This window comes from Olleya sp. HaHaR_3_96, from assembly GCF_019278545.1.
GTDB lineage: Bacteria > Bacteroidota > Bacteroidia > Flavobacteriales > Flavobacteriaceae > Olleya.
The window spans coordinates 721,062-746,901 of the sequence record NZ_CP058987.1; the positions used below are offsets into that span (position 1 = coordinate 721,062).

23 protein-coding genes are annotated in these 25,840 nt (G+C 32.6%); 19 read left to right on the forward strand and 4 right to left on the reverse strand.

From position 1 onward, the window contains the following. Window positions 1–32 precede the first annotated feature (32 nt). The 6 genes from mnmG to H0I26_RS03110 all read left to right on the forward strand — a co-directional run bounded on the left by mnmG (window position 33) and on the right by H0I26_RS03110 (window position 7,028). A complete protein-coding gene (gene mnmG, locus H0I26_RS03085; RefSeq protein ID WP_218700962.1) occupies window positions 33–1,904 on the forward strand; it encodes a tRNA uridine-5-carboxymethylaminomethyl(34) synthesis enzyme MnmG in 1,872 nt (623 codons plus the stop codon). A gap of 2,341 nt (window positions 1,905–4,245) precedes the next feature. Then, window positions 4,246–5,136: a class I SAM-dependent methyltransferase gene (locus tag H0I26_RS03090; RefSeq protein WP_411268237.1), complete on the forward strand. Its 891-nt coding sequence runs from the start codon at window positions 4,246–4,248 to the stop codon at window positions 5,134–5,136. Window positions 5,137–5,365: 229 nt separating this feature from the next. After that, the gene (locus H0I26_RS03095) at window positions 5,366–5,878 is read left to right on the forward strand and encodes an OmpH family outer membrane protein (protein ID WP_101015783.1); all 513 of its coding nucleotides are present in this window, start codon (window positions 5,366–5,368) and stop codon (window positions 5,876–5,878) included. Between the two features lie 137 nt (window positions 5,879–6,015). Continuing rightward, window positions 6,016–6,168, forward strand: coding sequence for a hypothetical protein (locus tag H0I26_RS03100; protein WP_218700963.1), 153 nt, complete (start codon window positions 6,016–6,018; stop codon window positions 6,166–6,168). Window positions 6,169–6,429: 261 nt separating this feature from the next. Beyond that, on the forward strand, window positions 6,430–6,678 hold the full coding sequence (locus H0I26_RS03105) for a hypothetical protein (RefSeq protein ID WP_218700964.1): 249 nt from the start codon (window positions 6,430–6,432) through the stop codon (window positions 6,676–6,678). 74 nt (window positions 6,679–6,752) lie between these two features. Further along, a complete protein-coding gene (locus H0I26_RS03110; protein WP_218700965.1) occupies window positions 6,753–7,028 on the forward strand; it encodes a hypothetical protein in 276 nt (91 codons plus the stop codon). Window positions 7,029–7,840: 812 nt separating this feature from the next. On the opposite strand, the gene H0I26_RS03115 is transcribed toward H0I26_RS03110, so the two are convergent. From H0I26_RS03115 to H0I26_RS03125, 3 genes are read right to left on the reverse strand one after another with little or no spacing between them, the layout of a single operon-like run. After that, window positions 7,841–8,236 carry a DoxX family protein gene (locus tag H0I26_RS03115; RefSeq protein WP_218700966.1) on the reverse strand — a complete coding sequence of 132 codons (396 nt, stop codon included), beginning with the start codon at window positions 8,234–8,236 and terminating at the stop codon, window positions 7,841–7,843. Window positions 8,237–8,280: 44 nt separating this feature from the next. Beyond that, on the reverse strand, window positions 8,281–9,198 hold the full coding sequence (locus H0I26_RS03120; RefSeq protein ID WP_218700967.1) for a diacylglycerol/lipid kinase family protein: 918 nt from the start codon (window positions 9,196–9,198) through the stop codon (window positions 8,281–8,283). A 1-nt stretch (window position 9,199) separates the two neighbouring features. Then, the gene (locus H0I26_RS03125; RefSeq protein WP_218700968.1) at window positions 9,200–10,354 is read right to left on the reverse strand and encodes an ATP-binding protein; all 1,155 of its coding nucleotides are present in this window, start codon (window positions 10,352–10,354) and stop codon (window positions 9,200–9,202) included. Between the two features lie 125 nt (window positions 10,355–10,479). On the opposite strand from H0I26_RS03125, the gene H0I26_RS03130 reads away from it, so the two are divergent. The 4 genes from H0I26_RS03130 to H0I26_RS03145 are packed head-to-tail and all read left to right on the forward strand — an operon-like array spanning window position 10,480 to window position 15,891. Beyond that, window positions 10,480–12,054 (forward strand): hypothetical protein, encoded by a 1,575-nt coding sequence (locus H0I26_RS03130; protein WP_218700969.1) that lies wholly within the window; start codon window positions 10,480–10,482, stop codon window positions 12,052–12,054. 16 nt (window positions 12,055–12,070) lie between these two features. Next, window positions 12,071–13,258, forward strand: a complete 1,188-nt coding sequence (locus H0I26_RS03135) for a phosphoglycerate kinase (protein WP_218700970.1) — start codon at window positions 12,071–12,073, stop codon at window positions 13,256–13,258. Between the two features lie 40 nt (window positions 13,259–13,298). Beyond that, window positions 13,299–14,885 carry a lytic transglycosylase domain-containing protein gene (locus H0I26_RS03140; protein WP_218700971.1) on the forward strand — a complete coding sequence of 529 codons (1,587 nt, stop codon included), beginning with the start codon at window positions 13,299–13,301 and terminating at the stop codon, window positions 14,883–14,885. A gap of 25 nt (window positions 14,886–14,910) precedes the next feature. Then, entirely contained in the window at window positions 14,911–15,891 is a 981-nt protein-coding gene (locus H0I26_RS03145) for a DUF4837 family protein (RefSeq protein ID WP_218700972.1), read from the forward strand. Window positions 15,892–15,959: 68 nt separating this feature from the next. Here H0I26_RS03145 and tatA read toward each other — a convergent pair whose 3' ends face one another. Further along, window positions 15,960–16,139: a twin-arginine translocase TatA/TatE family subunit gene (gene tatA / locus H0I26_RS03150; RefSeq protein WP_101015795.1), complete on the reverse strand. Its 180-nt coding sequence runs from the start codon at window positions 16,137–16,139 to the stop codon at window positions 15,960–15,962. A 116-nt stretch (window positions 16,140–16,255) separates the two neighbouring features. Between tatA and H0I26_RS03155 the strand changes: the two genes are divergently transcribed. From H0I26_RS03155 to H0I26_RS03195, 9 genes are read left to right on the forward strand one after another with little or no spacing between them, the layout of a single operon-like run. Continuing rightward, window positions 16,256–17,125: a M23 family metallopeptidase gene (locus tag H0I26_RS03155; RefSeq protein WP_218700973.1), complete on the forward strand. Its 870-nt coding sequence runs from the start codon at window positions 16,256–16,258 to the stop codon at window positions 17,123–17,125. Continuing rightward, window positions 17,125–18,627 (forward strand): GH3 auxin-responsive promoter family protein, encoded by a 1,503-nt coding sequence (locus H0I26_RS03160; protein ID WP_218700974.1) that lies wholly within the window; start codon window positions 17,125–17,127, stop codon window positions 18,625–18,627. Before H0I26_RS03155 ends, H0I26_RS03160 begins: the two co-directional genes overlap by 1 nt. 29 nt (window positions 18,628–18,656) lie before the next feature. Beyond that, a complete protein-coding gene (locus tag H0I26_RS03165; protein ID WP_218700975.1) occupies window positions 18,657–20,351 on the forward strand; it encodes a DUF6909 family protein in 1,695 nt (564 codons plus the stop codon). Window positions 20,352–20,362: 11 nt separating this feature from the next. Continuing rightward, a complete protein-coding gene (locus H0I26_RS03170; protein WP_218700976.1) occupies window positions 20,363–21,448 on the forward strand; it encodes a hypothetical protein in 1,086 nt (361 codons plus the stop codon). Window positions 21,449–21,461: 13 nt separating this feature from the next. Beyond that, window positions 21,462–22,481 carry a dTDP-glucose 4,6-dehydratase gene (gene rfbB / locus H0I26_RS03175; RefSeq protein WP_218700977.1) on the forward strand — a complete coding sequence of 340 codons (1,020 nt, stop codon included), beginning with the start codon at window positions 21,462–21,464 and terminating at the stop codon, window positions 22,479–22,481. After that, a complete protein-coding gene (gene rfbA, locus H0I26_RS03180; RefSeq protein WP_218700978.1) occupies window positions 22,481–23,347 on the forward strand; it encodes a glucose-1-phosphate thymidylyltransferase RfbA in 867 nt (288 codons plus the stop codon). Before rfbB ends, rfbA begins: the two co-directional genes overlap by 1 nt. A gap of 2 nt (window positions 23,348–23,349) precedes the next feature. Next, on the forward strand, window positions 23,350–23,895 hold the full coding sequence (gene rfbC, locus H0I26_RS03185) for a dTDP-4-dehydrorhamnose 3,5-epimerase (protein ID WP_218700979.1): 546 nt from the start codon (window positions 23,350–23,352) through the stop codon (window positions 23,893–23,895). After that, a complete protein-coding gene (rfbD, locus tag H0I26_RS03190; protein ID WP_218700980.1) occupies window positions 23,892–24,767 on the forward strand; it encodes a dTDP-4-dehydrorhamnose reductase in 876 nt (291 codons plus the stop codon). The genes rfbC and rfbD overlap by 4 nt, the downstream gene beginning before the upstream one ends. Before the next feature lie 15 nt (window positions 24,768–24,782). Then, a complete protein-coding gene (locus H0I26_RS03195; RefSeq protein ID WP_218700981.1) occupies window positions 24,783–25,811 on the forward strand; it encodes an SDR family oxidoreductase in 1,029 nt (342 codons plus the stop codon). Window positions 25,812–25,840: the final 29 nt, after the last annotated feature.

Genomic DNA, 25,840 nt, shown 5'->3' on the forward strand with positions numbered 1-25,840 from the left:
GTTCAGCTTAGAGGTTGGGTAAAACAAATATTATGTTTAACGAAGTTTACGATGTGATTGTAGTTGGTGCTGGTCACGCAGGAAGTGAGGCGGCAGCGTCAGCTGCTAATATGGGAAGCAAGACTTTGCTTATTACTATGAATTTACAAAACATCGCACAGATGTCTTGTAACCCTGCGATGGGAGGAATAGCGAAAGGACAAATTGTTAGAGAGATTGATGCGCTTGGAGGTTACTCTGGAATTGTGAGTGATACTTCTGCTATTCAATTTAAGATGTTGAATAAATCTAAGGGACCTGCAATGTGGAGTCCAAGAGTGCAAAGTGATAGAATGCGTTTTGCAGAAGATTGGCGTTTGATTTTAGAACAAACAAAAAATCTTGATTTTTATCAAGAAATGGTTTCTGGGTTAATTGTTGAGAATGGAAAAGTTTGTGGAGTAACAACGTCTCTTGGTGTTAAGATTAGATCAAAATCTGTAGTGCTTACAAATGGAACTTTTTTGAATGGTCTTATTCATATAGGTGATAAAAATTTTGGTGGAGGTAGAGCAGGTGAAAGAGCGGCAACTGGAATTACTGAGCAGTTGGTTAATTTAGGTTTTGAATCTGGTAGAATGAAAACGGGAACACCGCCAAGGGTGGATGGTCGATCTTTGGATTTTTCAAAAATGGTAGAACAGCCTGGTGATGTTAATCCGGAAAAGTTTTCATTTTTGGATACTACAAAACCATTAACGCATCAGCGTTCTTGTCATATGTCATATACAAGTGAAAAGGTTCATGATTTACTTCGTGAGGGATTTGATCGCTCACCAATGTTTAATGGTAGAATTAAAAGTTTAGGTCCAAGATATTGTCCTTCTATTGAAGATAAGATAAATCGTTTTGCGGATAAGAATAGACATCAATTATTCGTAGAACCAGAAGGATGGAATACTGTAGAATATTATATAAATGGTTTTTCTACATCGCTGCCAGAAGATGTTCAATTTAAAGCATTACGTTCTGTGGTTGGATTTGAAAATGTGAAATTTTTCAGACCAGGTTATGCAATCGAATATGATTATTTTCCACCGACGCAATTAAAGCATACTTTAGAAACTAAGTTGATTGACGGTTTGTTTTTTGCTGGTCAAATTAATGGAACTACTGGATATGAAGAGGCGGCTTCTCAAGGTTTAATGGCGGGTATTAATGCGGCCTTAAAAGTTCAGGAACGGAGTCCTTTTATTCTTAAAAGAGATGAAGCGTATATCGGAGTATTGGTTGATGATTTAATCACGAAGGGAACAGAAGAGCCGTATCGTATGTTTACGTCGAGAGCAGAATATAGAACATTATTGCGTCAGGATAATGCTGATATTAGATTAACGCCAAAAGGTTTTGATTTAGGTTTGGCGTCAGAAAAACGGTTACGTCGCATGGAGGAGAAGCATAATGCGGCTGAGAAATTTGTTCAGTTTTTTAGAGATACTAGTGTGACTCCAGAGGAGATTAATCCCGCTTTGGAAGCTAAGGGTTCGGCTGCGATTAGACAACAAGATAAGATGTTTAAAATGTTTGCAAGACCTAATGTGACGATAGAGGATATGAAGGAAGTGTCTTCTGTTTCGAAGTATATTGAAGATCATAATCTGGATAATGAGATCATTGAGCAAACAGAGATTCAGGTTAAGTATTCGGGGTATATTGCTAAGGAAAAGAGTAACGCGGATAAGTTAACGCGACTGGAAAACATTAAGATACCTGTAGGTTTTGATTACTCTAAATTGCAATCTATGAGTTTTGAAGCAAGGGAAAAGCTGGGTAAAATACAACCGGTAACTATATCTCAGGCCTCAAGAATTAGCGGAGTTTCACCTTCTGATATTTCTGTTTTATTAGTGTATATGGGAAGGTAGATTTAAGTTTTAAAGGGAACGTTCCACGTGGAACGTTCCCTTTTTTTTTTGTCTATTGTTTAGAAATGGAGTTGAATTTCGGGTTTGTATTTAGTGAGTATTGAAAGTTTAGTTTGTTTAATTAGGTCGTTTGTTTTGTCTATTTGGACTGTTTATTGTTCTTTTTTTTAAGGCTTATTTAGGTCTTTATTGGTATGACTTCTTTTCTTTTTATGAATGTTATTTCTTTTTGTAGGCGTTTAAATATTTTTTTTTTAGAGTTTATGATGAAGGATTAAAATGAGATTTGGAACGTTGTTTAGGTCTTTTTTTTTTAGTGTAATTATATCTAATTTACTTTGTTTTGATGTCGTTTGTATAAGCCTTTTGTTTTGTTTTTAAGAGTTTTTTTTATTTCATCTAGATGGAATATATGGTTTTTTTAAAGCTGTTTTCTGTTGAGTTTGTCTATTTTTTATTTGTTTTTTTTTGTTTATGTTTTCAAGAAAAGTGTCTTAATAGAGGTTAGAATATTTAAATAGCTATGTTTTATTTACCCTATAATGGTCAATTAATTACCTTGATTTAGTGTTTTTTGAACTAGAATATCCGTAGTTTTTTAGTGTTTTGTGTTCTTTTTTTAAGTGTTTATAGTCTGTTATTATGCTTTTATTTTATCTAAAATGGTTTAATAGAGTAGGAGGAAGTCGATATTTTTAGGTTTATTTTGGTCTTTTTTTTTGATTTGTATCTTGTATTATAGCAAATTATAAGGCTGAATTATTACTTTTTTCACCTTTATATGGTACGTGTAGTGATGTGGTTTTTTGTTAAATCGGCGCTGTAAATTGTTTTTCTAAAGGCTATTTGTTCCTTTTTGTTGAGTATGTTTTGACTGTTATGTAGCTAATTGTGTTGCTTGTAATTTAAAACAACCTTGTTTATTTTCTAGTATAGAGTGTTCTTCGTGGAGCATTTCTGTGTTGTTTGAGGTTAAGAATGGTTGAATTAGGCGCTTTATGAGTTTAGAATTGGGGTTAAATAATGACTTATTTAGTAGTCTAAATTGGTAAAATACTCTTATTTGAGTTGTGGTTTAGCGCCTAGTGTAGGTGTTTTTTTGTTGATTTTAGCGTTGATTGACGTGAATTGATGGGTAATAGTGTTTCTTAATTTATGGATTTTTAGTGTTCCTCGTGGAACATTTTGGCTCTGTTTGTAGTTGTAAAGTGAATATATTATGATTTATTAGCCTTTAAAAGTCCTAGAACATGTACTGTTTTGTAGTTTTAAATGCTTGTGTTAAGTGTTTTTTTGGTTTCATTTATTTAGTTTTTATATATTTTTTCTGTTGATTAGAGTGTAAATAGTTTAGGATAACATGTGATATAACGCTGGTTATTATTCATATATTAGTGTTCCTCGTGGAACAATTTGCTTTTATTTAGTGTGTAAAGGAGTGGTAAGAACGTTTTTTTTTGAGTTTTTTCTGCTTATAGAAGGCTTGTTTAACTGTTTAAAGTTCTTTAAAGAGTGTGTTTATCGTGTTATTTGTGTCTTTATTTAGATGCTTTTTTTAGTATTAGAGTATAAATACAGAGGTGTATTATAAATTAAAAGTTAAGATTATTGGCGTATTGGGTTCTTTTATCATGGGGTAATCGTTCACTAAGTAGTTTTGTAATGACATATTTATAGGGTTTAGTTAGCCGTAAGTCGTCTTATAAACGTCTTTTTTGATTGGTTTATATGACGGAAGTCTTAAGTTTAAATTCAAATTAAGATGTTTTTTTTAGGGTAATGTATACTAATAGTAGGTGGTTGTATGTGAAAAGAGAGTTGTTTATTTGTGGTTTTTTTGTGTTCCTCGTGGAACAATGGTGTGTTATTTAATGTGTAAAGAATGGGTAAAAAGATTTTTTGAGATTATTTTTGGCTTCCAGAAGGTTTTTTTAGCTGTTTGAAGTTCTATAAAGATTGTGTTTATCTACTGGTTTGTGTCTTCATGTAGTTGCTTTTTTTAATATTATAGGGTAAATACAGAGGTGTGTAAAGAATTAAAAGCAAAGCCTGTTGCTGGATGGCGCGCTGTTGTGATAGGATAATCTTGCACTTAGTAGTGTTGTAAAGACATATTTAAAGGTTTTATTGAGGTGTAAGTAGTCTTATAAGCGTCTTTTTATTAGTTTACATGCCATAAATCCTTAGCTTAAATTGAAATTAAGATGTTTTTTTAGGTTAGTTAATACTATTAATAAGTGGGTGTATGTGAAAATAGAGTTGTTTATTTGGGGTTTTAATGTTCCTCGTGGAACAATGAGTCGTTATTAAAATAAAAAAAAGTATAAATAAGCTGCCTTTTTTGGGTAAGCTATCTAAAATAGTATTGATTGTGGTAAGTGAAAATGGTAAAAAAGTGTTGTTTAAAGTAAAGGATCACTCTGTTTCTGGTGAAGAATTTCATTTGTTAGAACATAAAAAGTATGGCTATTTGAAGACAATCCCTAAACCGCCATTGGGTAAATTGGGTGAATATTATCAAACGGAAGACTATATTTCTCATACAGATTCTAGAAGAAACTTGTTTGAAAAGGTGTATCACGCTATCCGAAAGGTGTCTTTAAAGCGTAAACTAAACTTGATTAATTCGTTCGAATTAAAAGGTAAAACGCTATTAGATTTTGGATCTGGGACCGGTGATTTCCTTAAAGCTGTTCAAAGTAATGGTTGGAATGTTTCGGGAATTGAACCAAATGAGGCGGCTAGAGGTATAGCAAATAGTAAAACTAATGGTTCTGTTTTTGAATCAAAGCACCTAAATACGTTTGAAAAAAAGAGTTTTGATGTGATTACCTTGTGGCATGTGCTAGAACATGTTCCAGATTTAGAAGAAAAGATAGCTGTTCTTAAGTCGTTACTTAAGCCAAATGGGGTGTTATTAATTGCTGTTCCTAACTATAAAAGTTACGACGCAGAGTATTATAAAGAGTATTGGGCAGCGTATGATGTACCAAGACATTTATGGCATTTTGATCAAAAATCAATTTCAAATCTGTTTTATAGTATTAGTATGTCGGTTAAAAAAACGATACCTATGGTTTTTGATTCGTATTATGTGAGTCTTTTATCTGAAAAGTATAAATCGGGAGGCCTGACTATTTTTAGAGCATTTAGGGTTGGATTTGTTTCAAATCGTAAAGCAAAGGCTTCAGGAGAGTATTCTTCATTGATTTATGTGCTAAAAAATAGCTAAAAATAGATTTAAGAAATGTAGTTAAATGATAAGTCTATATAATGTGTAATCATATTAAGTTTTTCTAAAACACGCTTAAAAGGCTTTATTTGAGGTCGTTTTTGATAGGGTTTGCTTATAATCTGTATAATTTTCCATAAGAATTACTTATTTAGCATAAAATCTTTAAAAAAGATTAATTCAGTTTAGTTAATTATTTACATTTGCTCAAATTCATAAAAAATAAAAAATGAAAAAAATATTTGGTTTACTATTAGTTGTGTCGGTTTTTACTTCTTGTCAAAAACAAAAAATTGCTTTTATTGATAATGGAGAAGTAATAAACAAGATTCAAGAAAAATTAGATTTAGAAGAGAGTTACAAAAAGACTTTAGATAAGTTTAATGCTAGAAGAGATAGTTTAGGAAAAGATTTTCAAATGGAAGCGCAAAAATTTCAAATGGAAGCACAAAGTATGCCAGCTCAAAAAGCTCAAGCTAAGTATGACGAGTTAGGTCAAAAGCAACAAATGTTACAACAAAGACTTCAGGCGGAGCAACAGCAGATTTCAGAACCTTTTCAAAAAGATATGGATTCTTTAATTTCTAAGGTAAAAACTTATGTAAATGACTATGGTAAAAACAATGGTTATGATTATATATTAGGTACAAGTGATGCTAGTCCTTCTGTTTTATTTGGTAAGAAAGAGAATGATATTTCTACCACTATAATTGAAGGTTTAAATGCTTCTTATAAGAAATAGAAATTTAATATAATAGTTTAAGGAAAGGCGATTAACGAGAGTTAATCGCTTTTTTTGTGTTATAATAGTTTAAATGTCAACGTATTTAGTTTTAATATTTATATTGAGTACGCTTTTAATTATGTTCAATTTGTTTTATGAAAAGCTTACTATGGCCTTGTGTTTTTGTCTTTTCTACTTTTTCCTTTTGTGATGCTCAAGAAGCTATTTCTTTTAAGATGCAAAAAGCGTTTTATATTTATGGTGAGGCTATGGCTATTGGAAACAATATACTAAGTAAAGACGCCTAAAAACCGTATAATGATACTGTGTTAACTAATGATGATATCGGCAAGGTATATGTTGATATCGACGATGATAATAAAACATTTTCATCTAGTTTTGCGACTTTTCAATTACCTAAAAATTATAAGAAAATAGCTTATGCAGAGTTATATTTGTCAGCGATTTATAGTTATATAAAAGGCACAAGAAGAGAGGGAAATACTCAGTATTATGTTCAGGGACATCGGCAAAGAAATTGAAGTATTATTAGTAAAATTAAGCTTAAGTTGCCTGGTGATAGTTGTCAAAATAGTATTGGGAAAACCCTGTTTGATGGTGCTAATTCGCCTGCGTTTACTTTAAATTCTCCATACGTAAGTTATGCAGATGTAACGGATTATTTAAGAGGCGTTAAGTCTTTAAATGTTGTGTATACTATTGCTAATATTAATGCTACAGAAGGATTTGTGTTTGGTAGTAGTGCACGAGGTTGGATGTTATGTACGAAACGGATACTAAGTCTCCTAAATACATAACAATCGTTAACGGTTTTACACATGTTGGGAGCGCTTCCGTTAGTATTAGTTTAAAAGGGTTTAAAACTCCAGAGATGCGAAAGGCTAGTACGGATTTAACGTTGGTTGCATTGGAAGGAGACTCCGGGTTAACTGTTGACCAGTGTGTAATTGTTAACTCTAAACTCCAAAAAGTTTGGACACTCAAGAGTGAAAATAGAGCACATAATAATTTTTTTAATAGTCAAATTTCAACATCTCATAAAAGCGTCATTAGCCAGTTTCCTAGTAGTAGAAATACGTTAAGATTTGATGCAGCTTCAGTAAAAGTGCCGAATAATAAAGCGGCTATAATAACTAATGGGACTTAAAAAGTAGACCTTATATTCAATACAAAACAAGACCGATTTTCTTGTTTTTTACTGCATTTAAGTCAACAATTGGCACCTCGTTTTTTAAGGAAATAGTTGGTAGATTACCTGAAAATGCTGTGGTTGATACTTCTGAACCCGGGAAACCTCCTATTGCTATATATGCATCCATAAAAGGCGATAATAAGAAAACAGTTATACCCGAAACAGTGTTTAATCAGCAGTTAAAAGTGATGCCTACTAGTACTCGGAAATGGAAATTGTAGAGTTATATCTACACTGGCTAGTAAGCCCATAAAACCGGTCGTTAAAGAGGATTCTATTTCGGGTTCAGTAGTTTTAAATAAATTGCGAATTAAGACTCAAAAAACTGATAAAGAGAGCGTTAATTTTTATTTAGAAATTAAATAGGTACCAATGTTAAAGACAGAAAGCGTGTCTGAAGGGGAGTTTTATACTAGTTCCAATACATATTTTAAAGCTTTAAAGTTAGAGGACAACGTTATCTAAACGCAAGCTTTTAAATAGGTTTTGGAAAAAAAATACAGCCCAAATTGAAGGTGCTATAAAAGGATATTATGTGATTAATAATTTTTTTTATAAAGCTAGAAATGCAATGGCATGGCAACAAGATCTCAAATACAGCGGTTATTAAAGCTCTATTTTAATTGATGACGAGCAAGAGTTGTTTTACGTTTATCTGTTTCACTCGGAAAATTTTTATGAGGTTTATAGTCAACATAAAGAGCTTGTTTTATACCCTGTTTTTAAAGAGAGTTGGGTGTTTAAAGTAAATATGATTATGTATTAGACTACTTTAGTAAGTACAACGCAATAATGGTTGGTATAAAGTATATAACAATGGTCCTTGCACCATCATAATCTTTAGCTACGCGTTGCCCAAATAATAATAAAAGTAACACAATCGCGCTTAAAATAGACGAATAGTATCCAAAGACGGTAGTATTGTCTACTATAATAGTATAAATTCCAATGATCGCTAATACTCCGGCAATAGTTTCTAGTACAAAAATAATAGCAACATTTAAAGGCACCATATTAGCCATAAATGTTTTTGAAAAATGAGCTTTTAACCATGAAATATTACCGTTCCAATCTAATGCTTTATCCAATCCTGACTGTAAAAAAGTGATGGCTAAAAACGCTAATAATATTATTTGGGTAATGTTGTTTAAAAGATTGTCCATAGTCGTAATTTTTTATTCAAAGGTATTAAATTATAAATGACAGCTTAACAATAAAAACGAATCGCTTTTGGGTGCATGGAGACATTCATGTCCTTTGTTTCTATTTGCTCACCATCGGCCTGACTTTTAGGTGCTTGTTGGTTAAAGCTAAGTTGTAAATGGTTAGTTTTATAGGTTTCTATTTTTTTATGAAATACAATATTACCATTAAAAAGACTAATTATATTTTTTACAATATCCCACTTAGTAAAACCAGTAGCTATAGATATATCAAATAGGCCATCTTTTGGATTTGGTTGTTTTGTAAGTTGCATACCAGAACCGGTATATTTACAAATACCTAACTGAATCATGAAGCAAGAGTCGTATGATTTGGGTTTTAAATCTAGTGTTACTGTAGTCTTAAATAGTTTAAAAAGGAATAAGGCTTTTAAAGCGCCAAATATATAGGTGAATTTGCCAAATGTTCTATTATTGTTAACGATGTTAACAACCAATCCATCAAAACCAATACCGCAGAGATTTATAAAATAGGTGTTGGGTAAATCGGGTTTTAAATACGTGAGGCAGCCAACATCTTGAGTGTCTGTTTTTCCGTTAATTATGGTCTGTAATGCCTTGGTTGGGTGTTTAGGAATGTTATGAGTTTTTATCCAATCATTTCCAGTGCCTATGGCTATAACGCCGAATGTAACGTCTTTGGAGTCTACCAAATTTTGACTAAAAACACCTGTAATAAATTTGTTTAAGGTGCCATCGCCACCAATAATTATAAAGTGCTTAAATCCTTTTTTTAAGGCCGTTTTAGTTAGCTTAATTTCATGATTGATATGAGTGGTAAATCCAAATTCAATAGTGTAGTTTTGATGTAATTTAGGGTGTATATTTTTCCAAATTTTTTTGCCTTTTCCATTACCTGATACGGGATTAATAATGACAAAAAACGCTTTTTTTGTAGACATTTTAATCCTGTTTCGCGTGAAGCAATCGTGTTAGCTTTATACTTAAATCAGTTAGAATAATTTTCGAATTCCCGTTTCGTTCAATATGGTAAATGGCATCATTTAATTCGTTAGAAATATCCATGATGTTGTTATTATGAACAAAAGGAGCAAATTTAGAAAGGTCAAAACCTTTACTTTTTGTTTCAAAATAGACGAGTTCTTCTGCGCCATAATTAAGTAACATGGCTTGTCTGAAAAAGTCTAAACAAAAATTTAGAAATTGTTTCTGTGTTTCTCGTCCTGTTTTAGCAATATCCTCACTCCAACCAATTAAATCGTGGATAGCTGCTTTGTTTCCTTTGGCTTTAAAAGCGGCGCGAATCCAGAATATAAACCACTGCTCGAACTGATCGTCTTCTGTGTCGTGAAAGACTAAATCGCAAGCTTTATTATAATTCCCATTGGCTTGATGCGCAATTTTTGTTGCTGTAGCGTCATCAAGTTTAAACTGTTTTGTGATCCCAGCTTTAATATCATTTTCTGCCAATGGTGGAAAATGTATAATTTGACAACGCGATCTAATAGTATTAATTATTTGCTCTTCATCTTCCGCAATTAAGATAAAAACGGTGTTATTTGGTGGTTCTTCAATAAGCTTCAGCAATTTGTTTGCTGCTTGCGTATTCATTTTTTCTGCCATCCAAATCAGCATGATTTTATAACCACCTTCGTAAGATTTTAAGCTTAAGGCTTTAACAATGTCTAAAGCTTCGTCAACACCAATTTGGCCCTGTTTGTTATCTACGCCTAGAAGTTTGTACCAATCAAATAAGTTACCGTACGGTTGTTCTTTTAACAACTGCCTCCATTCTTCTAAAAAAGCAGAAGATACAGGGTGCTTTTTGACCTTATCTGTGGTTGTAACTGGAAAAGCAAAATGCAAGTCTGGATGAGAAAAATTATTGAATTTAGTGTTACAAACGGCATTCTCTCCGGCGTTTTCTCCACTGGTATTTTTACACAAAACGTATTGTGCGTAGGCAATAGCCATGGGCAATGTACCCGAACCTTCAGGACCAACAAATAGTTGAGCATGTGGTATACGACCATTGTCTGCACTTATAGTTAAGTGTTTTTTAATATGATTTAATCCTAAAATATCACTAAAAAGCATGGGGCAAATATAGTAGTCTTGGGAATTAAAAACTATTTTTATTACAGATTGATTTTAGGCGTAAAATATATAGTATCGTTGTATTTGTATATATTTGAAAAATATTAATAGTTTTAATTTTTAAAATGAAAAGTATATTTAGGTTACTATTTTTTGTAATAGGTTTAAGTCTTGTTAATGCACAAGAAATTGAAACTACAGATGCTACAACGCCTGATGGTGTTCGTTTTAAATCTAAAAACGAGTTTTATATTTTTGGAGACGCTGTTGTTATTGGTAATAATATTTTAAGTAAGGATGATAAGAAAGCTTTTAATGTTTTACAAGTTAATAATGATGACACAAAAATGCGTTATGTCGATATTGACAGGGATCCCACGACTTTTAGTTCTAGCCAAGCAGCATTAAAATTACCTTCAGATTTCAAAAAAATAGTGTATGCGGGATTATATTGGTCAGCAACATATGTTTATGAAAAAGGATCGCGTAAACAACAAAAAGGGAATTATGTGTATAAGGGTAGTGGTGCAAGATCTAAAATAGTTAATCAGATTAAATTTAGTCTACCAAACCAAGAGTATCAGGATATTACTGGAGACGTTATTTATGATGGTTTAGGTAGCCCAACTCATCTTATAAATTCACCTTATGTTTGTTATGCAGATGTGACTAAACTTTTAAAAGAAGCAGAAGTTAAATCTGGTGCCTATACGGTGGCTAATATTAAAGCAACTCAAGGCTATTTGTCAGGCGGTAGTGCTGGAGGTTGGATGATGTACGTCGTGTACCAATCGCCAACAGATAATCCAAAATACATATCTACATATCATGGGTTTGCTTTGGTTAATAAAGAAGAACCTTTAGATATTACCTTTGAAAACTTTAAGTCTGTAGAAAAAGGAGATGTAAAAACGTCGGTTGTCGTTTCTGTTTTAGAAGGAGATTCAGATTTGAGAGGAGACGAGTTTTCAATCATTAAACAACGTGATGGAAGTTTTCAATCGTTGAGTAATGGAGCACGTTTTCAACAAAATTTTTTCAATAGTTCTATTACAAATAATAGCATTAAAAATAGAGATAGATTACCAAATAGTGAAAACACATTTGGTTTTGATATTGCTAAATTAGATATCCCAAATTATAACAATACTATAATTAATAATAGTACAAGTGAGACCACATTACGTCTAAAAACAGAAGCAGATAGATTTTACCTGTATTTTACAGCTTTTCAGACGGAAATAGAACAAACTTATTTTGATGATATCATTCAGGACAATAATCCAAATGCAAGTGTGACAGCATATGTGTCTCCAGAGATAGTTAGAGCACAGCCAGAATCAGATCCAAGTTATAATACAAAAGAAAAACGTAAAGCTTATAAGTATACCAAAAGAAGCTTAAACTCTAAGGCCTTTAAGTATTTAAAGAATAAGAAGTCAACTGCTATAGCGGGTATTGAGGGAGGATATTATGTTATAAGTGGCGTTTTTTCGGAGTCTCTTAGAGCAGATAAGTGGACTACTAAATTAATTGAAAATGGATTGGATGCTAACGCTTTTGTAAATCCAAAAAATAATTGGAACTATATTTATTTACTTAGAAGCGATACCGCTGAAGAGGCATTTGAGTTAACAGAAGAATTAAAAACAAATTACAGATATAGAGATACTTGGGTTTTAAAAGCAAACCTAGACTAAACACATACTAAAACAGATGAAGACACTTAACGATTTTAATTTTAAAAATAAAAAAGCTTTAATTCGTGTAGATTTTAATGTCCCTTTAGATGGGGATTTTAAAGTTACAGATGCGACTAGAATAGAAGCTGCAAAACCAACAATTATAAAGATTTTGGAAGATGGAGGAAGCTGTATTTTAATGTCTCATTTAGGAAGACCTAAAGGCGTGCAAGATCAGTTTTCTTTAAGACATATAGCTAACAAAGTAGAAGATATTATTGGTGTAGAAACGGAGTTTGTATCTGATTGTGTTGGTGAAGAGGCAGAGAAGGCTGCAGCAAACCTAGAACCAGGTAAAATCTTGATTTTAGAAAACCTACGTTTTCATGAGGAAGAAACTAAAGGAGATGTCGCTTTCGCGGAAAAATTGGCCAAACTTGGAGATATATACGTTAATGATGCATTTGGAACGGCACACAGAGCACACGCTTCTACAACTGTAATTGCACAGTTTTTTCCAGAAAAGAAATGCTTCGGTTATTTATTAGAAAAAGAAATTAAAAGTATTGATAAAGTAATGAAAACAGGTGAAAAACCAGTTTTAGCAGTACTTGGTGGTGCTAAAGTATCTTCTAAAATTACTATAATTGAAAATATTTTAGACAAAGTAGATCACTTAATTATTGGTGGTGGTATGACGTTTACTTTTATTAAGGCACAAGGCGGAAGTGTTGGAGATTCTATTTGTGAAGATGAGAAAATGGAATTAGCATTAGATATTTTAAAGCAAGCAAAAGCTAAAAACGTACAAATACACCTTCCAGTGGATGTACTAGCGGCAAATGCATTTAGTAACGACGCAGAAACGCAAGTTATGGATGTGACTAAAATACCAGAGGGATGGCAAGGTTTGGATGCCGGTCCAAAATCTATTCAAATGTTCCACGACGTAGTGCTACAATGTAAAACGATACTTTGGAATGGACCTTTAGGTGTTTTTGAAATGGAGACCTTTGCAAAAGGAACAATCGCTTTAGGAGACGCTATTGCAGAAGCAACTAAAAATGGGGCGTTTTCTTTAGTTGGTGGAGGTGACTCTGTTGCTGCTGTAAAACAGTTTGGATTTGAACATAAAGTTAGCTACGTAAGTACAGGTGGTGGGGCAATGTTAGAAAGCTTAGAAGGAAAAACACTTCCAGGTATTGCAGCTATTTTAGAATAATAGTTGACATTTAAACGTTTTGTCAATAAATAACAAGTAAATGCATCAAGTTAAAATATATACTACTGTCTTGTCAATGATTTTTGGATTAAGTTTTGGTTTAGCCCAGGATACGATTCAACAAACTAGATTAAGGCAGGATCAATTAGAACAAGGACAAGATTATGTGATCGATACTATAATCGATGGTCAAGCCTATTTTAAAAAGACGGTTAAACCTATTGATTTAGTCGAGCTTCCGAAGGTCTTAAAGGACCATGAGTTTGCTGCCGATATAGATAAAAAGTGGATGGAAGAGTTATATAGTAACACGCTGTATGACACCATTTATAGAGATGTTTCCGGATTAAAATACCATGCAGTGGACTATCCAGAGTTAACAACAGACACTTTAAAAGCAAGGCTCCAGCGGTTAAATGCTAGAACACCTTTTGATGTAGAATATAACCCTGGTTTAGAAAGTGTAATTAAGTCTTTTTTAAAAAACCGTCATAATTCTTTTGAACGTTTAATGGGGCTAAGTAATTACTACTTTCCTATGTTTGAACGTGAGTTAGATAACTATGATATTCCGTTAGAAATGAAATATCTAGCGATAGTAGAGTCGGCTTTAAAACCACGGGCACGCTCTAGAGTTGGGGCAACGGGTTTATGGCAATTTATGTTCGCCACAGGAAAAGAATACGGCTTAGATGTTAGTAGTTATGTGGATGAACGTAGCGACCCTATAAAGGCAACCATTGCGGCATCACAATACTTATCTAAACTGTATAAATTATTTGGGGATTGGGATTTAGCGTTAGCCGCTTATAACTCAGGACCTGGTAACGTAAGTAAGGCTATTAGACGCTCTGGAGGTTATCAGAATTATTGGAATATTAGACCAAATTTGCCACGTGAAACAGCAGGTTATGTTCCTGCATTTTTAGCAACAATGTACATTTTTGAATATGCTAAGGAGCATGGATTTGTGCAGCACAGACCAGAGTTTCATTTGATAGAAACGGATACCATCCATGTGAAGCAAATGATTACTCTAGATCAGGTGTCAGAGTATACAGGTGTGGAGGTTGAGACACTTCAGTTTTTAAACCCAGCGTACAAATTAGATGTTATTCCTTTTATTGAAGGTAAAAATTACACCTTACGCTTACCTAGAAGTATTATGGGGGCTTTTGTTAACAACGAAGACCAATTATATGCTCAGGCTAAAGCCGAACTTGATAAACGTGAAAAACCATTACCTCAGTTCCAAGATTCGGAGACTAAAACAAGGTATAGAGTGCAACAGGGCGATTACCTAGGTAAGATTGCTAGAAAATTTGGTGTTAGGGTTAGTCAAATTAAACAATGGAATGGCTTACGTAGTAATAACCTAAAAATTGGACAACGATTAACTATTTATCCTAGAAATGGGGTGCCAGTAAGCCGATCAAAGGCCTCGGCTTCAAAAAGAAAAAGTACCAAACCAGTTAATGGAAAGCGCTATACAGTGCAACAAGGTGATAGTCTTTGGAGTATTTCTCAAAAGTTTACCGGAGTTTCTGTTCAAAATATTAGAGATTGGAACGATATTAGTGGTACTAGATTGAAACCAGGAATGAAATTAATCGTTTCTAGAGGATAATTATTTTCTTAAATTTTATATTAAAATGAAAAAAATCGCTGTATTATTTTTATTGTTGGGCACAGTTTTATCGTGTAAAGAAGGATCAAACGGTAATCAACGTTTGATTCCTAAATCGTCAGGAAATTTATACAATGTAAATGTTGTTGTCGATAACGAGCTTTGGAAAGGCAGAGTTGGTGATGTGGTAAGAGAGGTTTTAACGACCTCAGTGCCGGGCTTGCCTCAAGATGAACCAATGTTTGATATTAATCAAATGCCTCCACAAGTGTTTTCTGGTTTTGCAGCGCAGAACAGGATTGTTTTAAAAATAGAAAAGGGTGAAGAGTCTGAGTTTAAAATAGCCACAGATGCATTTGCTAGACCTCAGAAACTTATAATTGTAAAAGGAAAAAATAACAATCAAATTATTGAGCTTATAGAAGCTAATAAAGATAAGATGTTAGAAACCTTTAAAAATCAGGAGATAGAGGCACGTCAAAGCTTAACTAATAAATCACCTCATGTTAATAATAATATAGAAAAGGTCTTAGGTTTAAAACTTAAGTTTCCATCGGTGTATAGAATAGCAACAGAAGATAGTACTTTCTTTTGGGTTAGAAAAAACTTAACGACTGGGACTAATAATTTTATGGTGTATCAAATTCCGTTAAGTGCTATAGATAAGGAAGGAGACATTATACAGCAGGTAATTAGGATTAGAGACAGTGTGGGGCACAAATATGTACCAGGGCCAATTGATGGTTCTTATATGAAGACTGAAGAGGCATATACACCGTTTTTATATAACACGACTATAGATAATAAGCCAACTTATGAAGTAAGAAGCACTTGGGACATTAAAGGGACTTTTAACGCTGGACCATTTTTAAATTATATGGTAGAGGATAAAATAAATAACCGTTACATCGTTTTAGAAGGGTTTACGTTTGCACCATCAGTAGGTAAACGTGACTATGTTTTAGAGTTAGAGTCGATTATTAAGTCTTTAAGCATTAATAAATAATAAGAAAATTACAAGCATAAAAAAACCAATGCACTGCATTGGTTTTTTTATATCGTGAAGTAAAATAATTACTTTTTATCTTCGTTTTCTTCTTCTTTACTAGCGTCTTTAAACTCTTTAATACCACTACCTAGTCCGCGCATTAATTCAGGGATTTTCTTTCCTCCAAATAATAATAAGACTAAAACCACTACTATTGCGATCTGCCAAGGTCCAACCATTCCTAAAAATATACTTGCTGAAATCATAACTTAAAATTTAGACCACAAAGTTAATAATTAAACTTTAATAATAGCGTTAAAAGACTAACTTTAGCTTAACCTAAACTTGTGAGCACAATTTTTTATTTACTTTTGTTTTTAATATGGAAACACCCGAAAAAAAATCTAAAAAAATTAAGAAGAAGTTACTGCACAGGTATCGTTTGGTTATTTTAAATGACGATACTTTTGAAGAGCGATTATCTCTTAATTTAACCCGCCTTAATGTGTTTGTTCTAGGGACAATATTTGCAATACTATTAGTAATGTTCACTACTGTTTTGATTGCATTTACGCCATTAAAAGAATATATTCCAGGCTATTCTTCTACATCACTTAAAAAGAAAGCGGTCCAATTAAATTTTAAAACGGATTCTTTACAGCGCGTCATTGATTTAAACGACAAATATTTCACTTCAATTAAGCAAGTATTAAAAGGCGAAGTCAGTACTGTTCAATTTAATAAAGATTCTATTATTCAAGCAGCAAAACTGGAAGCTAGTCAAGTCGATTTAAATCCAATACGGGAAGATTCGTTATTACGCCAAAAAGTAGATAAAGAGGATAAGTACAATTTATTTGAAACAGCAAAGTCTAGAGCTAGTTTTGTTTTATTTCCACCAGCAAATGGTACTATTAGCGAAAGTTACAATAGTAAAACAAGACATTATGCTGTGGATATTGTTTTAGCAGATGAGACGCCAATAAAAGCAACAGCAGATGGTACAGTGATTTTTGCAGAATGGACAGCACAGACAGGCTTTGTTATCATTTTAGAACATAGTTATGGATTGATCTCGGTGTACAAGCATAATGCTTCATTAAATAAAAGCCAAGGGGATTTAGTCAAGGCAGGAGAGGTTATTGCTGCTTCAGGAAATACAGGAGAATTAACGACAGGGCCACATTTACATTTTGAGTTATGGAGCGATGGCTATTCAGTAAACCCAACTAATTTTATAGATTTTAAATAATGTTTTCACTAAAATCAGCTTTAGCAAAACCGTTTGCCAAACGCGTATATAATAAAACCCAGAAATGGGCCAATAACCCAATAGAAATACAAGACAACGTTTTTAAACATTTAATAAGCGAGGCGACAGGGACTGCTTTTGGTGTTGATCATGATTTTGTTAGTATTAATAACTATCATGATTTTGTAAAACGAGTTCCAATTAGAGATTATGAAGCGTTAAAACCTTATGTTGACCGTGTAGTTGCTGGAGAAGAAAATATTCTTTGGAAAGGGAAGCCATTGTATTTTGCAAAAACGTCAGGGACCACTTCTGGTGCAAAATATATTCCGTTAACCAAAGAGAGTATGCCTAATCATGTTAATGCTGCAAAAAATGCAATATTGCTATATATTCATGAGACTGGAAACGCAAAATTTGTAGATGGTAAAATGATTTTCCTGCAAGGAAGCCCGGTTTTAAAAGAGCAAAACGGGGTTCAATTAGGGCGTTTGTCTGGTATTGTAGCTCACTTTGTACCAAAGTATCTTCAAAAAAATAGAATGCCTTCTTGGGAAACTAACTGTATTGAAGATTGGGAAACCAAAGTGGATGCCATTGTAGAAGAGACCGTAAACGAGGACATGTCTATAATTTCTGGTATCCCATCTTGGGTGCAAATGTATTTTGAAAAATTGCAACAAAAGACAGGAAAAAAGGTAGGGGATATTTTTAAAAATTTCAATTTATTTATTTTTGGAGGTGTAAATTATGAACCTTACAGAGCTAAATTCGAGAATTTAATTGGTCGAAAAGTAGATAGTATAGAGTTGTATCCAGCAAGTGAAGGTTTTTTTGCTTTTCAAGATAAGCAAGATACCAAAGGGATGTTGTTACAATTAGATTCTGGAATGTTTTACGAGTTTGTAAAGGCGGACGAGTTTTTTGATGATAATCCTAAACGAATTATGATTAAAGATGTTGAGGTTGGTGTAAATTATGTTATGATTATTTCCACTAATGCTGGACTTTGGGGGTATAATCTAGGGGACACAGTTATGTTTACAGATACTAAACCCTACAGAGTTATTGTGTCTGGACGTATCAAGCATTTTATTTCTGCATTTGGAGAGCATGTTATAGGGAAAGAGGTGGAGCAAGCTATGAAGGATGCTACGGAAGATTCTGAAGTCAGAATTAATGAGTTTACTGTCGCTCCACAAATTAGCCCTGAATCAGGATTACCCTATCATGAATGGTTTATCGAATTTGAAAACGAACCTCAAGATATTTCCGCTTTAGCGAAAAAAATAGATGAATCTCTACAGAAACAGAATAGTTATTATTTAGATTTGTTAACAGGAAAAGTTTTACAACCTTTAAAAATTACGAGAGTTGAAAAAAATGGATTTCAAAGTTATATGAAATCAATAGGGAAATTAGGAGGTCAAAACAAAATACCTCGGTTAGCTAATGACCGAAAAATAGCGGAGGCTTTAAAAGCTCATATTGTAGCTAAATAATTATATATTTGTCAATTAAAGAGACTAGAATGAGTAGTATGATTAAGAAACATGAAAGAACGAGAGCGCAAGAAAGCTCAAATGCAATAGAGCGCATGTATATAACTATGCGTCATTTATTTAATAGAGGATTTTATAAGCCAATGGGTGTTTCGGGAGAGACACTTCGTGAGGCATTATTAGTGTTAAGGCCTGAGATTTACGGATCCATAGCAGACGAAAAAGCAGAATTAGAGGGCTTACTTTATGTAATAGACAGATTACCTCATGGTATTGAAGAGTGTCGTTTTATTAACTTAACAAGTGATGAAGGATATAAAGATTCTCATTTTGAGCCAATAATTCCACCAAAACGTAGACGTAATTGCTATCGTATTGATGACGAGCAAATGAACATTGAGATTACTAGAGGGCGTTCTGAAATTTACGATATATTAACGCATTTAACCTTTTTATTTGTTGAGTCTCACAAAATTAGTAAGCGTGTGCTTATTGACGAAAATGGAGCAACCACTAGAGATTGGCAAAAATTAGAAGCGGCAGTTTTAACCAAGAAAAAGCTAACGCAAAAGGAACGTGAAATAGCAATTACACATACTGCAAATATATTAGGTCGTACGTTTAAAGAATTGTCGACCGTTTATAACGTATTTGCATTACCAAGTAAACCAGAACGGTTATTACATATTGTTTATTGGTTAGGTAAATTAGCGATTGAAGAAGTGGTTAGTAATAATAAGCGCACTGTAACTTTTAGTCCTGTATTAAGAGAGCGTTTAGGACATCATATTCATGGCGAAATGTGGTCTAATACCATTAAAGAAACTTTAAAAAATGAAGATCTTTTAGAAAGACCAATTCACATAATTAGTGCCAATTTACATAGTGTGATGAACACCTTGTACGCGCCAATAGCGTTAAAGGCAGAAACAGCTAAAACGGAAATTTTTAAAGTTTACGAGGCATTAAGTCAAAGTGATAATAAAGCATTGCGTAATAAGGTTACTATAAAAGCAGAACAACAAGGAATGATCTTTATTAAAGATACTTCTGGAACTAATATTGATGTTCAAATCTTTGATACATCTAAAATAGATTTGTCTAAAACGGATTTAAATCTACCAAAGCAAGATAATGACAAGGAAGCGCCCGTTTTGTTTGTAATGGATTATGCATTTGGAGAACAAGCTTACGAAACGATAGACGAGTTTTTAAAGCCTTTTAGTGAGGGCGAGAGTAAAACACACCTAAATGTAGAGTCTATCTCAATAATGGGTAAGGCAGGTATCTTAGAAGGTGGTAAAGGGGATATTATGATTCCTTCTGCACATATTTTTGAAGGAACAGCAGATAACTATCCTTTTAAAAATGAATTAAGCAAAACTGATTTAGAAGGGCAAGGCGTAGCTGTTTATGAAGGGGCAATGATTTCTGTTTTAGGAACGTCACTTCAAAATAAAGACATTTTAAAATTCTTTTATAATTCTACTTGGAATGTTATTGGGTTAGAGATGGAAGGTGCACACTATCAAAAAGCAATACAAGCAGCGTCTAAAGTTAGAGGAAGTATAAGGCCCGATGTAAAGGTCAGATATGCGTATTACGCCAGTGATAATCCACTTGAGACAGGAGGGACATTAGCCTCCGGAGGTCTAGGGACGTCAGGTGTAAAACCAACCTACTTAATAACTAGAAAAATATTACAACAAATATTTAATCAATAATTAGAATAAACATGAGTCAAGAATTACCAAATAATAATAAAGACAATAATAAAACGGAAGAAGTCGATTTATTAGTTTTTTTTAATCTAATAGGGAATGCTTTTGGTAAAGTATATTCCTTTTTTGAAAGTATTGCAAAAATTATTTATAAACTTATAATAGCTATTTTACAGCATTTGTTTAAGTCTGCAAAATGGTACGCTATAGGACTAGTGTTGAGTTTTGTCTTGGGATACGTTTTAGATAAAAAGACAGAGAAGAAGTATGGTGCAAATATGTATATTAATACCAATTTTAACTCTACTAGGCAGGTCTATGAAAATATACGAAATTTAAGTCAACTCGCGGCAATTGATAAGGATAGCAAAGAGATTGCTAGACAATTAAAAATCAGCGAAAAGGATGCAAGTCACATTAAAGGTTTCTTTATTGAACCCGATATTGATCAAAATATCCAGATGCAAATGTATCTTGAGTATAAAGAAGGTTTAGACTCTGTGGCATTAGCACAATCGACATATAAAGCGTATGTAGATGACCTTAGTAAGTATAATTTTAAAAGTCATAAAATAGGGGTGTTAGCTACAGATAAAAATGTATATAATAGCTTAAAGACTAATTTTATTACATTTTTAAGACAAAACCCTTATTTAGATTCTTTAAAACAGATTAATTTAGTCAATATTAAAGGAAGAATTAAGGATATCAGTAACCAAATAAACGTTTTAGATTCTTTAAAAAATAGTTATTTAGCAATTCGTAAAAAAGAGTCTGATAAGTCCGTTAGTAATACAAGTGGTAATGGGACTAATTTGTATATGGGTAACGCCCAGTCTAATCAGTTATTGGTGGATGAATCGAAAATTACAACATTGTTGTATGAGTTAGCTATTGAAAAAACGGGATTAGAAAACGAATTTGTTTTAAATCAAAACATTATTGATGTGGTTTCTGATTTTCCACGTTCTGGATATAACATCTCAGAATGGACAGATTATAAAAAATATACTTTACCAATTGCAGCTTTTACTTTAATATTTATAGTGATCATGATCATTAATTTAAATCGTTTTTTGAAAAGACAAAATCAATACTAAAATAGTTAAAATAATGGTGAGGGGTGAAACAATACTTGTGACGGGAGGCGCTGGATTTATAGGATCTAATTTTGTGCCTTATTTTTTGGAAAATTCTCCTAATGAGCAACTAGTCAATTTAGATAACTTAACATATGCTGGAGAGTTGTCTAATTTAGAAGAAATTGCTGATAATCCAAATTATACTTTTATTAAAGGGGATATTTGTGATAGAAAATTAATTGAGAAATTGTTTGAAAAATATCACTTTGATGGGGTGATCCATTTTGCTGCGGAGTCTCATGTTGATAATTCAATAACTAATCCTGGGGCTTTTATAAATACTAATATTACAGGTACATTTAATCTTATTGATGTTGCTAAGACGCATTGGATGTCTGCACCTTTTCAATATATAAAGGGAAAAGAAAATAATCGATTCCATCATATTTCGACAGATGAAGTTTATGGGACGTTAGGTGAAACTGGACTATTTAAAGAAGACACGCATTATGCACCCAACAGCCCGTATAGTGCTTCTAAAGCAGCATCTGACTTTGTTGTAAGGAGTTATTACCATACGTATGGAATGAATGTAGTGACCACTAATTGTTCCAATAATTATGGACCAAAACAACATAATGAAAAATTAATTCCAACTATTATTAGAAAAGCTATTAATGGAGAACAAATTCCTATTTACGGTGATGGAAATAATATCAGAGATTGGTTATATGTTTTAGATCATTGTAAAGGGATTGATCTGGCTTATAAATTAGGTAAATCAGGAGAAACGTATAATATAGGTGGTAGAAACGAACGTAATAACCTCTATATCGTAGATGCGATTTGTTCAATTCTAGATGAATTAAAACCGTCAAAAAAGTCTTACAAAGAGCAAATTACATTTGTTAAAGACAGACCGGGACATGATTTTAGATATGCTATTGACGCTACTAAAATAGAAAAGGAATTAGGTTGGAAGGCTGATGAAAATTTTGAATCAGGCATACGAAAAACGATAAATTGGTACTTAAAAAAATATAATAAATAATGAAAGGTATCATACTCGCTGGCGGATCAGGTACTAGATTGCACCCCTTAACAAAAGTGTTAAGCAAGCAACTGATGCCTATTTATGATAAACCAATGATTTATTATCCTTTGTCCACATTAATGAATGCTGGTATTAGAGAAATACTAATCATTTCTACTCCTGATCATTTACCTTTGTTTAAACAATTACTAGGAGATGGGAGTCAATTAGGCTGTGATTTTCAGTATGCTGTTCAGGATGAGCCTAATGGTTTAGCTGAAGCTTTTATAATTGGAGCTGATTTTATAGGAAACCATAAAGTAGCATTGATTTTAGGAGATAATATATTTTATGGAACAGGGTTAGCAGAGCTTTTAAAAGCGAATAATGATCCAGATGGAGGTATTGTCTATGCGTATCATGTTACAGATCCAGAACGTTACGGAGTCGTAAATTTTAATCAAGATGGGAAGGCTTTAACTATAGAAGAGAAACCTTCAAAGCCAAAATCTAATTATGCAGTGCCTGGGATTTATTTTTATGATAATAGTGTCATCAAAATAGCTAAAAATATAAAACCAAGTCATAGAGGCGAATTAGAAATAACTGATATTAATAAAGAATACTTAAGACAGGGCAAACTTCAGGTTTCTATTTTGGACAAGGGTACCGCTTGGTTAGATACGGGTACATTTAACTCCTTAATGCAAGCGTCTCAATTTGTTCAGGTGATAGAAGAGCGTCAAGGGTTAAAGATAGGAGCCATTGAAGAAGCAGCTTACAGTAGTGGTTTTATATCCAAAGAACAATTAATTAAGTTAGCAACGCCTTTATTAAAAAGTGGTTATGGGGAACATTTAATTAGTTTAGTAAATCAGGAATAAATATGCAAGCAATAGAAACAAGTCTTAAGGATTGTTATATTTTAGAACCCACTATATTTGGGGATGACAGAGGTTATTTTTTTGAAAGTTATAATAAAGAGAAATTTGAATCACTTATAGGTAAGGCAGTCGATTTTATTCAAGATAATGAAGCTTTTTCTAAAAAAGGGGCTTTACGTGGACTTCATTTTCAAGAAGGCGTGCATGCACAAGCTAAGTTGGTTAGGGTGACTCAAGGACTCGTAATAGATGTGGCTGTAGATTTAAGAAGCAATTCAGAAACCTTTTTACAACACTTTGCAATTGAGTTATCCGCTGAAAACAAAAAACAATTATTTGTACCAAGAGGTTTTGCGCACGGCTATATCGTTTTAAGTGAGACAGCAGTGTTTAATTATAAATGTGATAATTTATATAATAGAGCATCAGAAAATGGAATCATTTATAATGATATAAACTTAAATATAGATTGGAAACTTGATTCAAATGAATTTATCATTTCTGAAAAAGATAAAGTACTTCCTACAATAAAACAGATGCTTAAATGATAAGAGTTCTTGTAACAGGTGCCGGAGGGCAATTAGGGTCTTGTTTAAAAAAGCAATCTAAATTACAACAAACTTTAGATTTTGTTTTTTTTGATAGTAAAGATTTAGATATAACAAATATTGATCAAATCGAATCCTTTTTTTTAAATTCTAATTCTAATTCTAATTCTAATTTTGATTATTGTATTAACTGTGCCGCTTATACGGCTGTAGATCAGGCTGAAGATGATTATGATAGAGCTTACAGTATAAATGTAATAGGAGTAAAATACTTAGCGACAATTTGTGAGAAATATAGAACAACGTTGATTCATGTTTCAACAGATTTTGTGTTTAGCGGTAGTAACAATAAGCCATATCGTGAAATGGATAGAACAGATCCTTTAGGTGTTTATGGTATTACTAAATTGAAAGGAGAAGATGAAATTCGATTTGCTTTAGATCAACATTACATTATTAGAACATCTTGGTTATACTCAGAGTTTAAAAGTAATTTTGTGAAAACAATGCTAAAATTATCATCTGAAAAAGAGGAACTTAGTGTAGTAAATGATCAAAAAGGCACACCAACTAATGCTAATGACTTAGTGAGTGCTATTTTAGTAATAATAAATAGTAACAACGAAGCATTTGGTATCTATAATTTTAGTAATTTAGGAGAAACGACATGGTATGGTTTTGCAAAATCAATATTTGATTTAACCAATGCAGATGTAAAATTAGATAAAGTATCTTCCGATGCATTCGTGACCAAGGCTAGACGTCCAAAATATAGTGTGTTAGATAAAACTAAAATTATCACAACCTTTGATTTGAACATTCCGGAGTGGAAAGAAAGCTTAGAAAATCATTTAAAAATAACGTATCCTTAATAACACCTTATTAGTATGTACTTAGAAAAATATCATGATGTAGATCTATCAAAACTTTCTTTTTTAGTAACAGGTGGAGCTGGGTTTATTGGTTCAAACCTTGTTGAATATTTAATGAAGTATAATGCTAAAAAAGTGGTGGTTTTAGACAATTTGTCTACTGGAAATTCTGAGAATTTAGAACCATTTGAGGGACAAAGCAATTACACTTTTATTAAAGGAGATATAACGGATGTTAATGATTGTAAAATAGCCATGGAAGGTATTGATTATGTTCTACATCAAGCGGCTTTAGGCTCTGTACCTAGATCTATAAAGGATCCTATCTCAACTAATAATGCTAATATAAATGGGTTTTTAAATATATTAGTGTCAGCAAAAGAATCTGATTCTGTAAAAAGAATTGTTTATGCTGCATCGTCTAGTACCTATGGTGATAGTGTTGTTTTACCTAAAGTAGAAGGAAAGATTGGAAAACCATTATCACCATATGCTGTAACCAAATATGTGAATGAATTATATGCAGATGTATTTTATAAAACCTATGGTTTAGAAACTATAGGCTTAAGATATTTTAATGTTTTTGGGCCTAAGCAAGATGCAAATGGTGCTTATGCTGCAGTGATACCAAAATTTATAAATAAAATACTCAAGGGTGAAGATGTTGTTATTAATGGAGATGGAACACATTCTAGGGATTTTACTTATATTGAAAATGTTGTTCAAGCTAACATAAAAGCTATATTGACTGCAAATACATCGGCAATTCATCAAGTGTATAATGTTGCGTATGGCGAAAGAATAAATATAAATAAATTAATAACATCAATAAAAGAATGTTTAGAGGTTTATAATGTATTCTCTAAAAGTAAAATTGTTTACGGTCCAGAAAGACAAGGGGACGTAAAACATTCTTTAGCAGATATATCTAAAGCTTTTCAATTATTGAATTACGAGCCAAAATTCTCATTTAGTAAAGGGATGTCAGAGACTGTGTTATGGTTTTACAAAAAAACAGGAGTAAAATTTATTGTAAAAAAGTAAACCTTATTGGTATTAAACATTAATCAATT